At 36.5% G+C, this 12,833-nt stretch carries 9 protein-coding genes; 5 read left to right on the top strand and 4 right to left on the bottom strand.

Annotated features, from left to right (window positions below; all coding sequences use genetic code 11):
- Positions 1 to 38: 38 nt before the first annotated feature.
- Complete coding sequence (locus tag GQR60_RS17435; RefSeq protein ID WP_124994161.1) at positions 39 to 1,367, bottom strand: hypothetical protein; 1,329 nt, start codon at positions 1,365 to 1,367, stop codon at positions 39 to 41.
- Positions 1,368 to 1,438: 71 nt separating this feature from the next.
- On the opposite strand from GQR60_RS17435, the gene GQR60_RS17440 reads away from it, so the two are divergent.
- The 3 genes from GQR60_RS17440 to GQR60_RS17450 are packed head-to-tail and all read left to right on the top strand — an operon-like array spanning position 1,439 to position 4,559.
- Positions 1,439 to 3,325, top strand: a complete 1,887-nt coding sequence (locus GQR60_RS17440) for an Ig-like domain-containing protein (RefSeq protein ID WP_124994162.1) — start codon at positions 1,439 to 1,441, stop codon at positions 3,323 to 3,325.
- A 2-nt stretch (positions 3,326 to 3,327) separates the two neighbouring features.
- Positions 3,328 to 3,639: an MTH1187 family thiamine-binding protein gene (locus tag GQR60_RS17445; RefSeq protein ID WP_124994163.1), complete on the top strand. Its 312-nt coding sequence runs from the start codon at positions 3,328 to 3,330 to the stop codon at positions 3,637 to 3,639.
- A 47-nt stretch (positions 3,640 to 3,686) separates the two neighbouring features.
- Positions 3,687 to 4,559 (top strand): DUF3108 domain-containing protein, encoded by an 873-nt coding sequence (locus GQR60_RS17450; protein ID WP_225441451.1) that lies wholly within the window; start codon positions 3,687 to 3,689, stop codon positions 4,557 to 4,559.
- A 109-nt stretch (positions 4,560 to 4,668) separates the two neighbouring features.
- Here GQR60_RS17450 and GQR60_RS17455 read toward each other — a convergent pair whose 3' ends face one another.
- The 3 genes from GQR60_RS17455 to cysS all read right to left on the bottom strand — a co-directional run bounded on the left by GQR60_RS17455 (position 4,669) and on the right by cysS (position 8,576).
- Positions 4,669 to 5,793, bottom strand: coding sequence for a glycerate kinase (locus GQR60_RS17455; protein WP_124994164.1), 1,125 nt, complete (start codon positions 5,791 to 5,793; stop codon positions 4,669 to 4,671).
- 68 nt (positions 5,794 to 5,861) lie between these two features.
- Positions 5,862 to 6,989 (bottom strand): glutaminyl-peptide cyclotransferase, encoded by a 1,128-nt coding sequence (locus GQR60_RS17460; protein WP_124994165.1) that lies wholly within the window; start codon positions 6,987 to 6,989, stop codon positions 5,862 to 5,864.
- Between the two features lie 114 nt (positions 6,990 to 7,103).
- Positions 7,104 to 8,576, bottom strand: coding sequence for a cysteine--tRNA ligase (gene cysS, locus GQR60_RS17465; RefSeq protein WP_124994166.1), 1,473 nt, complete (start codon positions 8,574 to 8,576; stop codon positions 7,104 to 7,106).
- A gap of 553 nt (positions 8,577 to 9,129) precedes the next feature.
- Here cysS and rnr point away from each other — a divergent pair.
- Together rnr and GQR60_RS17475 are read left to right on the top strand one after the other, a co-directional pair.
- Positions 9,130 to 11,295, top strand: a complete 2,166-nt coding sequence (gene rnr / locus GQR60_RS17470; protein ID WP_124994167.1) for a ribonuclease R — start codon at positions 9,130 to 9,132, stop codon at positions 11,293 to 11,295.
- Positions 11,296 to 11,479: 184 nt separating this feature from the next.
- Positions 11,480 to 12,832, top strand: coding sequence for a sigma-54-dependent transcriptional regulator (locus GQR60_RS17475; RefSeq protein WP_124994168.1), 1,353 nt, complete (start codon positions 11,480 to 11,482; stop codon positions 12,830 to 12,832).
- Position 12,833 lies beyond the last annotated feature (1 nt).

Raw genomic sequence — 12,833 nt, forward strand, 5'->3', positions numbered from 1 at the left:
CAATACCTATATGTTGGTATTCATTGACTCCAACCATGTTACTTAACATGTTTTTCATTAAGGCGATTGAAATACTCCTTTATTACATCTTCAGAAGCAACCAAATCGGAGTCCAAAACAGGCTTAGATTTTCTGATTCGGGAAATATAATCTTCTTTGGAGCAAACCATCTCATTCTGATACAAATACCAAAACTGAACGTGAACCCACAAATCATTTCCGGGTCCAAATTGAGCGCGTAATTCGTAAGCTTTTTCTGTAAGCTCCTCTATTTCTGAACCAAACCGGTAAAACATATTTTTAAAAGGAACCGGGTGCACACCGGTTTGCTTTGCCTCATCAAAACGGTAATCTCCAAATTCGATTAACTGCTGTATTTCTGTTTTCCCTTCAAATTGTGCATCGATAACCGGCATTGATGAAATTTGCTTTTGCAATTGAGACAAAGAAATGGAAAGCTTATTTTCAACAACTTTGGCAAAATCCGTAAGGTGATTTTTCAAAGAATTATTCGATGTGGTCGCTACTAATTCTGAGCTGATGATATCATCTTCATTAAATTCATTCTCCCATTTCACAATTCGGTTTATTTCCTGAAGAATCATTCTAACAAATTGCCTGTTATCCGATTGTGAATCGCAAACAATCATAAAATAATCCTGATATCTAACCATTATTATCAAAACCCCATCCAGACTAAACTTCAGACTTCGTTTTAAGAATAAGCCTTTTTTATGCAAACAGAACCTGATTTCGGTCTTAGTCTTTGCTTTATTTATCGCTGAAAAGGAAAGCAAAGATTGATAGGAAATGGCATACGTTTTAGAATTTGCATCTACTTTATCGCAGCATACAATTTCAGAGTTGCTTTTAATCTCAGTTGTAACATGATTTAGAATTACAGCTCCTTGTTGAACTGCACTTTTCAGTAAAGAAAGCAACAAGCGATTTGTTGAAATCTTAAATTCTTTATCGATGTGAACAGCATCAGCGGTTTCGGCAGTAAGAGCCGGCTCATATTTTGAAATGTCCTTATCGCGAATACTTCCCGAAAATATTTTTTCCCATTTTGAAATGTTTCGTTTTACATTCAGATATTCATCTGGCAAAATTAAATGAGGAAAGCGGTTGCGAAAAGCAAGAACCAATGGATGTGTACTTTCCGAAGTATCAACAATAGGGTGCAAAGATTCTTGAAAATCATTTTCGGTTAAAATGGCGCATTTATATCCGTTAACAGTCGCCAAAAGAGCAAACAGAACTTCCTTTATACCAACACTTAGTATCACAAAATCGAATTGAGTATTTGCCGCTGTTTCAAGAAATTTATCTCTTTTTAACACGGAATATTGTAAGGAGTCCTCCATTTTACTTTTATTAACTTATTTTTGTTTTGAATCTTTGTAATTTTGTTGCCTAATAATCAAAAATAATCAATTTGAAAAAGATAGCTTTTTATATCCTTGCGGGATTTGCAATTTCAGCCCTATTATATTCTTGTGCACGAAAAGGAATGCCTACCGGAGGGCCTCTTGATTACACAGCTCCAAAGGTTACATTGACCAAGCCTCAAAACTACTCAACAAACTTTAAAGGTGGAAAAATAGAAATTTTCTTTGATGAATTTGTTCAGCTAAAAGATATAAGTTCAAATTTCACAATTTCTCCACCACTAAAAAAGAAACCTTTGGTGAAATTAAAAGGTCGTTCTATCTACGTGAAGTTAGAAGAGAAACTTCGTGAAAACACCACCTATACTCTCGATTTTGGAAATGGCATTGCCGATAATAATGAAGGGAATCCTTTGGGAGAATATCAATTTGTTTTCTCAACAGGTAACCAACTGGATTCATTAAGCATTAAAGGAAAATTAGACAATTCCTTCAATCAATTACCAGTTGAAAAAGCCATGGTAATGGCTTACTTAAATACGAATGATTCTGTACCCTTTACAGTAATTCCAAGTTATGTTGCTAAAACCGATTCGGCAGGTTATTTTCAACTGAACAATTTAAGCAGCGGAGACTACAAGCTATTTGCAATTGTTGATGGAAACCGCGATTTTCTGTACAATGGCCCCGGCGAAATGATTGGTTTCAGCAATGACATTATTACGCCAAAAATGCATACTTACGAACAATTAGACAGCATTAATGCCGACTCCGTTGTAGTAAGACAAATGATGGAAACAGAACCGTCAAATATTTACCTTAGAATGTTTGATGAAGAAAATCCTCTTCAATACCTTACCACTTATAAAAGAGATCGCAGAGAACAAATCTATTTTGATTTTAACTCGAAAAGAACTGATAGTCTTAAGATTGATTTTATTGATGTTGATGAAAATCCAAATTGGTTTTTGCTTGAAAAAAATAGAACAAACGATACTCTTTCCTATTGGATAACCGATTCGACTATTTACCAAAGAGATACTCTTTTGGCGAAACTGGAATATTTGAAAACTGACTCGTTGGGTAAACTTGTAAGCTTTACCGATACAGTTAAATTAAATTATAAGGCTCCGAAAAAAGCAAAAGCTTCGAGGAATAAAAAGAAACAGGCAAAAATTAAAATTCCTACCTATGGATTTAAATTGAATGCCAGTAGTTCGCAGGATTTAAACAAAGATGTAATTATTGATTTTAATGAACCTCTAGCCGAAATCAATAAAGACAGTATTCATTTGTATCAACTTCAGGACACAATACTAATTCCTGTTGATTATAAAATAGAGCAGGATTCTGCTGATATTCTTCGCTATCATGTTAAAATTGACTGGAAAGCAGAAACCCAATATAAGGTTGAGTTTGATTCAACCGCATTTCGAAATATTTATGGTTTGTACAGCGATAAATACAATGGGAAAATTACAACCCGGGAAGAAGAATATTACGGAAAAATATTATTGAATGTATCCAATGTAAAAAAACCACTGATTGTTCAACTATTAAAAAACAACAAAAGTGAAGGGATTGTTCAGGCAAAAAGGATTTATTCCGATCAAACCGTAATATTCGATTATTTAGCTCCTGACACCTATATCATTAAATTAATTGTTGATGAGAACGACAATGGTAAATGGGACACCGGTAATTACAGAGAAGGTCTTCAGCCTGAAATGGTTCATTACTTTAGAAAAGAAATTAAAGTCCGTTCGTATTTCGATGTAGAAGATCGTATTTATATTCCGGAAAATGGTCCGGAAATCAATTTCAATCAGCATTTAATAGAACTTGAGCAAAAAAGGCAGAAAAAGCTTGAAAAAGCATTACTAAAAGATGCTGAAAAAAATAAAAAGAAAACAAGAACCAAAAACAACAATTAGATATGTCAGTACTTCTGGAATTTGCTATTTTCCCAACCGACAAAGGTGATAGCGTAAGCAAACAAGTTAGTCAGGTTATTGAGTTGATCCGCGAAAGCGGGATTAGCTACCAGTTAACTGCAATGGGAACTTTGATTGAGACTGATGCGTTACCGGAAGCTTTAGCGCTTGTAAACCGCTGTTATGATCTTTTAGCGGAAGATTCAGAACGTGTTTATACTACTATAACGATCGATATTCAGAAGAACAAACACAATCGCTTAAAAACCAAAGTAGAAGCAATCGAAAATAAGATTGGCAAGGTTAATAAGTAAGGAACAAGTTTCAAGGACCAAGTATTAAGTATCAAGAAAATTCACGAATGAAATTTTTAGCCTCACTTAAGTACCGTATTTTTTCAAGAAGAACAATTATGGTTCTAATTCTGCTAATGGGAACATTTGGTCTGAATGCACAATGTGTGGTAAAAAATTTCGCTTTTCAATCGGGTGAAAAATTAGTTTTCAGAGGCTACTACAACTGGGGATTTATTTGGGTTGCTGCAGGTGAAGTTGAACTGTCTGTTAAAGCAGACCAGTTTCAAAATAAAGAGGTATTCAAAATAAAAGGAGAAGGCCGAAACACAAAAGCATTTGACTGGTTTTTTAAGCTTAGAGACACATTAACCTGCTATGCCGACGCTAAAACTCTTGCTCCACTCTACTTCGACAGACGAACTCATGAAGCCAAATACGATGCTCATCACGAGTATTGGTTTGATTACAAAAAAAATCAGATTAGGTCGCAAATTCAGAAACGAGATAAGCCTGTAAAGCACGATACGCTAAAAAACAAGCCCTGCACTTTCGATATTTTATCGGTTGCGTACTACGTTCGGAATCTCGATTTCTCGAAATACAAGAAAGGAGATAAAATTCCGATTTCGATGCTGATCGATAACGAAATTCACTCCCTCTATATTCGCTATCGCGGATTGGAAACCATCAAGGCAAATTCAGGCGAACGTTTCGAATGCCTCAAATTCTCGCCCCTTTTGGTTGAAGGTACCATGTTTAAAGGCGGCGAAGACATGACCGTTTGGCTAAGCAACGACGACAACCGAATTCCAATTATGGTGGAAGCAAAAGTGCTGGTTGGCAGCGTTAAGGGAATTCTGGAAAGCTACGACGGCCTGCGAAACACCAAAAATTCTTTCTTCAAGAATAACAAAGGGAATCTGGATATTGCGGAGTAAGATTTTTTCTGACCGGTTCCCGAACTAGTACTAGTCCGATTGATGGACAAGTAGTGGTCCGACTGCTGGACTAATACTAGTCCCATTACCGGAGCAGTAGTGATCCGGTTTATTGCAAAAACTTTAAGACAAAATCTTCCGCTGCTTTTTCAAGATAAATGCCTGCGTTTTTTATAGAATCATCTGTACTTGCAGCATATTTGCTTACTTCGAACAGGCAATCGATATTCATTTCTTTTACTCTTGCCTCATCCAAATCAAGCAATCCACAAAAAATTGCCAGTTTTTGATCAGTAATGGAATCCAATACACCGCGGATTACTTTTCCTGAGAATGTTTGCTCATCCAATTTTCCTTCTCCGGTAATTATCCAGCCAGCACCTTTAATGAGAGCATCAAAATTGGCCTCCTTTTTTAGTAAATCAATACCCGGATTCAAGGCTGCATTTAAGAACAGAATACAAGCTGCTCCCAAACCACCCGCAGCACCTGCACCGCTTATTTCCTGCAAATCGAACCCGAATTGCTTCTTAGCTACTTCATTAAAATTCTGTAATCCGGCATCCAATTCCCGCACCATTTCGGGTGTCGCTCCTTTTTGTGGAGAATAGATATAAGCGGCTCCATTTTCGCCATACAAAGGATTATCAACATCGCAGGCAACTTCGAATTTCACCCCTTTTAATCTTGGATGTGCGACTGAATGATCAATAGAATAAAGTTGAATTAAATCCTGGCCGGCACCTTTCAACTCATTATTATTTTCATCGAAAAAGACATAACCCAATGCCCGCGCCATGCCCAAACCGGCATCGTTGGTTGCACTTCCGCCAATACCCAAAATAATGTGTTCTGCACCTTTGTCCAACGCATCTTTAATTAATTCGCCGGTTCCATAAGTGCTTGTCAGCATCGGATTTGCCTCATCGCCTTGCAGCAAACGAATTCCCGAAGCTTCTGCCATCTCAATGTAAGCAGTCTTCTTCTTTTCAGAATACAAATAAAAGGCAGTAATTTTTCGATGCAGCGGATCGTGAACCTCGATGGAGTTCATTTCTCCTTCCAGATAGAAGTTCAGGACTTCAATTGTACCATCACCACCATCAGCCAACGGTAGTTTGATGATCTCAACATCAGAAGTGTGTTTTCTGATCCCTCTCTCAACAGCATCACAAAATTCCATTCCGGTGAGAGAGCCTTTGAATTTATCCGGAGCTAAAATAATTTTTGTCATCATTGGTAAGTTAGCTTAAATCAGGAGGATTTTAACTTACTATTATTGGGACAGGTTGAAAAAAAAGCTTATTTCTTATCTATTTTAATCTCAAAAAGTTTAGGCCATCTTTTCCCGGTAACAAACAAACGATTATTAATAGAATCCCAGGCTATTCCATTCAATACCTCATCTCCCTCTATCAATATTCTCTTGTCGGCTAGTTTTAAAATCTTACCTAGATTTAAATTTCCTTCTACTCTTCCCGTTTCCGGATTTATAATTACAATGCGGTCGGTAAGCCAAACATTGGCATAAATTTTTCCATTTATATATTCCAATTCATTCAAATTGGTTACCATTCCCGAATTATCATACACTTCAATTATTCTCTTCCTGCTATAATTGTCAGCATCAAGAACTGTCAGCACATTTGTCCCATCCGAAAGAATCAACTCATTGTTAGCTGATGTAATTCCCCAGCCCTGATTATTGGACGTGTTGGGTTCAAAAGTATCCTCTTTTTCAAAAGTTACAGGATCAACAACAAAAACTTTTTTTGCATTCCAGGTCAATTGAATAATTTTTCCCTTGGAAAACGTAATGCCTTCGCCAAAATATTCCTGCTCTAAATTCTTAACCGACAGGGCCTCACCATTTTCAAGTTTTACCTTTCGCAAAGTAGATTCGCCTCTTTGCCCTGTTCCCTCATATAGAAATCCTTCATGATAAAACAATCCCTGGGTATAAGCACCTCTATCGTGGGGAAACTCATTAATTATTTCATATGAATATTCAACAGGAGGGATATTCGTTTTCAAATTTATAAATGTGGAAACAATACCAATTGTCCCGTCTTCATGATAAGCCATCACCTTCAGATCGTGTTTCCCCATTTTTTGATCCTCAGGAACCCAAGTCATTGTCCATGGCTCATCGGTCAAACTTCCAATTAAAGTCTCATCAGCCCAAAACTGAACAGAATCAATTCCGGCCGCCCTATTTCTGGGAGTCATTTCAATTTCAACATCTCCTCCCATGGTATATAAATCACCCCGATGCGGTTGTTTTAAGCGCAAACTATTAACAATCACTGTCGTTTTTTCTGTCTGCTCATCAAAGCTTTTATCGGCAAACTTATTATTGTTTACACTCTTGCCATTACACGAGACTAACAGCAAAAAACAAACAAGCGATAAAAAAGAGTGAGTATTCATGGTAATTCTTTTAGGATAAAACGATCAGTGAAAACAACAATTAGTTTTAGTATTACAAGCTTTAAAATTAGCTAAAAAATAAAAAACTGCCCTGATCAGTCAGGACAGTTTGTATTATTTTAAGATTTCCCATTCATAACCATCTTTGGTGTCTTTTACAACAATGCCTAAATTGGTCAATTCATCTCTTATTTTATCGGCAGTAGCCCAGTCTTTATTCTTTTTGGCCTCATCGCGGGTCGAAAGCAGCAAACGGACAACCTTATCGAGTATCTCGTTATTCCCTCCTGATTCACCTTCATCTTTCAAACCCAACACGTCAAACACCAAATTGTGATACAAATCCTTTAAAACAGTAAGATCAGAAGCAGTAATCGTTTCCTTTCCAACAGCTAATGAATTAATCATCTTCACTCCATCAAACAAGTGAGCAATTAATATCGGTGTGTTAAAATCATCATTTAATGCCTCGTAACACTTTGTCTTTAATTCCTCAACCGAATTGGAAGAAGAAGCCGAAGCTTGTATTTTATCTATCGTTGCAACAGCTGTCATCAAACGTTTAAAACCTTTTTCTGCTGCCTGAAGCGCATCGTTCGAAAAATCCAACGGACTGCGGTAATGAGCCTGCAACATGAAAAAGCGAACCGCCATCGGGCTATACGCCTGTTCCAGTACATCATTCTCTCCCGAAAACATAGAAGATAAATTCACGTAATTTCCCAATGATTTACCCATCTTCTGACCATTGATGGTGATCATGTTGTTATGCATCCAGTATTTTACAGCTTCGTGACCATTCGATCCTGTCGATTGAGCAATCTCACATTCGTGATGCGGGAATTGCAGATCCAATCCACCTCCGTGGATATCAAATTTAGCACCCAGATATTTCTGACTCATTGCAGAACATTCCAAATGCCAGCCAGGAAATCCATCACTCCATTTCGAAGGCCAACGCATAATGTGCTCCGGTGTCGCTTTTTTCCAAAGAGCAAAGTCAAAACTGTTTTTCTTTTCGCTTTGTCCTTCTAAATCGCGGGTGTTCGAGAGCAACTCTTCAATTTTTCTTCCTGATAACTTGCCGTAGTCGTATTTTTCGCTGTATGCTTTCACATCAAAATAAACAGAACCTTCACTCTCATAGGCAAACCCATTCGCAAGCAGTTTATCAATCACCTCCATTTGCTCAATAATGTGTCCTGATGCACGAGGCTCAATACTTGGCTTCAATACATTCAGATCATCCATATCATTGTGATAGCGATCGGTAAAAAACTGAACAATTTCCATTGGCTCCAGTTGTTCCAAACGAGCCTTTTTAGCAATTTTATCTTCGCCCTCATCTGCATCATTCACCAAATGTCCTACATCGGTAATGTTTCTAACGTAGCGTACTTTATATCCTAGATGCGTTAAGTAACGAAAAACCAAATCAAATGTAATTGCTGGCCGGGCATGCCCCAAATGTGCATCACCATATACCGTAGGACCACATACATACAGCCCAACATGGGGAGCATTAATGGGTTCAAACAATTCTTTTTTACGATTTAGTGTATTATAAATGAACAACTTATTTTCCATAACTGTAATATAATCGAAATTCTATTGGGAGTGTAAAATTATAAAAAATTATTGCTCGCCATAAAATATCTTGCGAATAACTTTAGAATTCTGATAGATAGATTCAATTCATTCCTAATTTTCGACTTCCTTAGGGAGTAAGTTACGTCAATAAAACTCTTTTCAACTCAAAAAATGGGGTTCAAACAGACCATACAACTGTATATTCAATCATAATCTACTCTTTTTATTGTCTATATAGATTCCTTCACTATCTTTGTGACATAAAATATTCTATCCAATATCCTAAATTGCGATTACCGTCATCAGCAAGATTACTTGAAAACATTCACCTTCCTCATTGAATGTAAAGGAAAATCAACAAAAGGAAATAACAACAAGAATTATATAGAGATTGATCAAATTTGGATAGAATAAATACAGTTTATAGACTAATTATAAAATCTTAATCATGTAATATTGTTTTAAACAATCAAAATATATTTTTTATTATTACTTTCAACTATAAGCTCATACAGGATCAATCCAATAGTAGTATTACAAAATTAAAAGAATGTCAAAAAAAAATAAAAAAGAACATAGAAAAGGAAAACCAGCACATAACCGCCAAAGTCTTTCAAAACTAATTGATGGAATATTCGCTCAAAACCCAACTAAAACACTTAATTACAAACAAATTTCAAGTGAATTGGGAATTAAAGACATGGGCACAAAGCAGCTTGTAGTCGGAATTCTTTGCGATATGGTTGATTTAGAGGTTTTAAGTGAAATTTCGACAGGAAAATACAAATTGAAATCGAAAATCGGCAACATAACGGGCAAGGTTGACATGACTGCCCGAGGATCTGCATTTATCGTTTCGGAAGAAATTGAAGAAGATGTTTTTGTATCGCAGGCAAATTTAAACAGAGCTTTACATGGAGATATCGTTAAAGTTTCCTTGTATGCACGTAAAAAAAGCAAGCAACCCGAAGGCGAAGTGGTTGAAATCGTTAAAAGGAAAAAAACCACCTTTGTAGGAATCGTAGATGTTTCTAAAAACTATGCATTCCTGGTTTCATCGGGCAAACAAATGCCATACGATATTTTTATTCCTTTGGCAAAGTTAAATGGGGCACAAAATGGCGATAAGGCAATTGCACAAATAACCGAATGGCCTAAAAAATCGAAAAATCCGGTTGGTCAGATTACAACTGTTTTGGGTAAACCCGGTGATAACAACACCGAGATGCATGCGATTCTGGCTGAGTTTGATCTGCCTCATATTTTCCCTGAAAATGTAAACGAAGCAGCGGAGGAAATATCCGATGTAATAACAAAAGACGAAATTGCTCTTCGCAGAGACTTCAGAGAGGCCACAACCTTCACCATCGATCCGCACGATGCGAAAGATTTTGATGATGCGTTGTCGATTCGGGCTTTGGAGAATGGAAACTGGGAAATTGGTGTTCACATTGCTGATGTTACACATTACGTAAGAAAAGGGAGTATCATTGAACAAGAAGCTTTTGACAGAGCAACTTCTGTTTATTTAGTAGACCGTGTGGTTCCAATGTTACCGGAACGTTTATCGAACGGAATTTGTTCCCTGAGACCCAATGAGGAAAAATTAACTTTTTCGGCTGTATTCGAAATGGATGATACCGCAGATGTAATCAATACATGGATTGGTAAAACCGTAATTAATTCGAACCGACGATTCACCTACGAAGAGGCGCAGGATATTATTGAAACCGGAGAAGGAGATTTTAGTGAAGAAGTTCTTGAATTGGATAAACTGGCTAAATTGCTGCGCAAAAGAAGATTTAAAAAAGGAGCAATTGATTTTGATCGTTTCGAAGTAAAATTCGAAATTGACGAAACGGGTAAACCAACACGCGTTTATTTTAAAGAATCAAAAGATTCGAACAAACTGATTGAGGAATTTATGCTTTTGGCCAACAAACGTGTTGCTGAAGTTGTTGGACGTGTACCAAAAGGCAAAACTGCTAAAACATTTGTTTACAGAACTCATGACCAGCCAAATCCTGAAAAACTAAATACTTTTAACCAATTTATTCAAAAATTCGGATACAGTTTAAAGACAACAAATCCGGGAGCAATATCCAGTTCGCTAAACGCTCTATTACACGATGTAAAAGGTGAAACCATTCAAAATCTGGTAGAAACTTTAGCGATTCGCTCCATGGCAAAAGCCGAATATTCAACTGTGAATATTGGTCACTATGGATTACATTTCGATTATTACTCACACTTCACATCGCCAATTAGAAGATATCCCGATATGATGGCTCACAGATTACTGGAGAAATACTTTTCGGGTGCTAAATCGGTAAACAAAGAGAAATACGAAGAGTATTGCCAACATTGCAGTGAAATGGAACAAAAAGCAGCACAAGCTGAACGTGCATCCATAAAATACAAACAGGTGGAATTCATGCAGGAACATATTGGTCAGGAATTTACAGGAACTATATCAGGTGTTACCGAGTGGGGATTTTACGTGGAATTGGATGAAAATAAATGCGAAGGAATGGTTTCAATTCGTGAGTTGGAAGATGATTTCTATGAATTTGACGAGGACAACTATTGTATTGTTGGACGCAATCATCGTAAAATTTATCAATTAGGAGATAAAGTTGAAATTTTGGTTGCCAAAGCAAATTTAATTGCCAAGCAACTTGATTTTGTATTAGCTGATTCTGAGAAAAATATATAATTCAAAAAAACGTAAAGCAAGGTCGGATCTCCCATTTGAAATCCGTCCTTTTTCTTTTGTTAATCAACTTAATAAAACACATTTCTTAATAAATGATAAAATGAGAGGCATCATTTCATTCATCCACTCTTTTTATGTAATTTTGATTGAAACCCGCACATATTAAATAAAGGTAAGGTTACGCATGAAAAAGATATTGATAATTGATGATGATCCAACTATTTGCCTGATGCTTCAGGGCTTGTTAAAGCGTAAAAACTTTGATGCAGATACTGTGTTTTCTGCCGGAGAAGCATTAAAAAAGCTGGAGATTAATCAATTTGATCTTGTATTAAGTGATTTCCGTTTGCCGGATTTTGATGGATTGGAACTTCTCCAAAAAATAAAATCAATGCATCCTCATGTTCCTGTGATTATTATGACTTCTTATGCTGATATAAGAACCGCTGTGAGTGCAATAAAAATGGGTGCGTTTGAATATGTAACCAAGCCGCTTAACCCGGATGAAATACTCTTGCAAATCAATTCTGCTCTTGCAAAATCAGAAGAACCTAAAAGTTCTAAAAATTCACAAGAAAAAAAGAACAAAGAAGGGCTTGAATTTGTAAGTGGAAACAGTCCAAATTCCTTACAAATTGACCAATACATTAAATTGGTGGCACCCACAGATATGTCAGTTATTATTGAAGGTGAAAGCGGTACTGGAAAAGAAATTGCGGCCCGAAGAATTCACTTTGACAGTAAGAGAAAAAAGAAAGCTTTTGTTGCCGTTGATTGTGGTGCTTTATCTACAGATTTAGCAGGAAGCGAACTGTTCGGTCATATAAAAGGTTCATTTACAGGGGCAATAAACGATAAAGAAGGTCAATTTGAATCAGCTCAGGGGGGAACTTTGTTTCTGGACGAAATAGGGAATTTATCTTATGAAATTCAAATGAAGCTCTTAAGAGCTTTGCAAGAACGTAAAGTTCGTAGAATTGGAAGCAATAAAGATATTGATGTCGATGTCCGGATTGTTGTTGCTACCAATGAAGACTTATCAGTAGCAGTAAATAATGGAGACTTTAGAGAAGATCTTTACCATCGTTTAAACGAATTCAAAATTACTGTTCCTGCCTTGCGAAACAGAATTGAAGACATTGAACTGTTTTCGAATTATTTTCTCGAACTATCCAATAATGAGCTGAATAAAGAAATAACAGGATTTAGCTCCGAGGTTTTGGAAAAATTCAAATCTTATTCATGGCCGGGCAATTTAAGAGAACTTCGAAATGTTATAAGAAGATCTGTTTTGCTTAGTCCTGAAAAGAAAGTAGAACTAACCAGTTTACCCAATGAAATCTTAAATGACAATGCCAACAGTGGTTTTGTTGTGGAAGGTTCCAATCTTAAATTAATTCAGGCCGCAAACGAAAAGGAATTAATTGTATCCACGCTCCGAAAGGTGAACTATAACAAATCGAAAGCCGCCAGAATGCTTAATATCGACAGAAAAACCTTATACAATAAGATTAAACAATACGGAATCGATATTTAAA

Source organism: Labilibaculum euxinicum (assembly GCF_009795715.1).
Classification (GTDB): Bacteria; Bacteroidota; Bacteroidia; order Bacteroidales; family Marinifilaceae; genus Labilibaculum; species Labilibaculum euxinus.

What these genes read in the sequence shown, in the direction of transcription:
- GQR60_RS17450 (WP_225441451.1), top strand. Translation starts at nt 3,687, where the DNA reads ATGAAATTTTTAGCCTCACTTAAGTACCGTATTTTTTCAAGAAGAACA.
- GQR60_RS17475 (WP_124994168.1), top strand. Translation starts at nt 11,480, where the DNA reads ATGAAAAAGATATTGATAATTGATGATGATCCAACTATTTGCCTGATG.
- cysS (WP_124994166.1), bottom strand. Translation starts at nt 8,576, where the DNA reads ATGGAAAATAAGTTGTTCATTTATAATACACTAAATCGTAAAAAAGAA.
- rnr (WP_124994167.1), top strand. Translation starts at nt 9,130, where the DNA reads ATGTCAAAAAAAAATAAAAAAGAACATAGAAAAGGAAAACCAGCACAT.
- GQR60_RS17460 (WP_124994165.1), bottom strand. Translation starts at nt 6,989, where the DNA reads ATGAATACTCACTCTTTTTTATCGCTTGTTTGTTTTTTGCTGTTAGTC.
- GQR60_RS17435 (WP_124994161.1), bottom strand. Translation starts at nt 1,367, where the DNA reads ATGGAGGACTCCTTACAATATTCCGTGTTAAAAAGAGATAAATTTCTT.
- GQR60_RS17455 (WP_124994164.1), bottom strand. Translation starts at nt 5,793, where the DNA reads ATGACAAAAATTATTTTAGCTCCGGATAAATTCAAAGGCTCTCTCACC.
- GQR60_RS17445 (WP_124994163.1), top strand. Translation starts at nt 3,328, where the DNA reads ATGTCAGTACTTCTGGAATTTGCTATTTTCCCAACCGACAAAGGTGAT.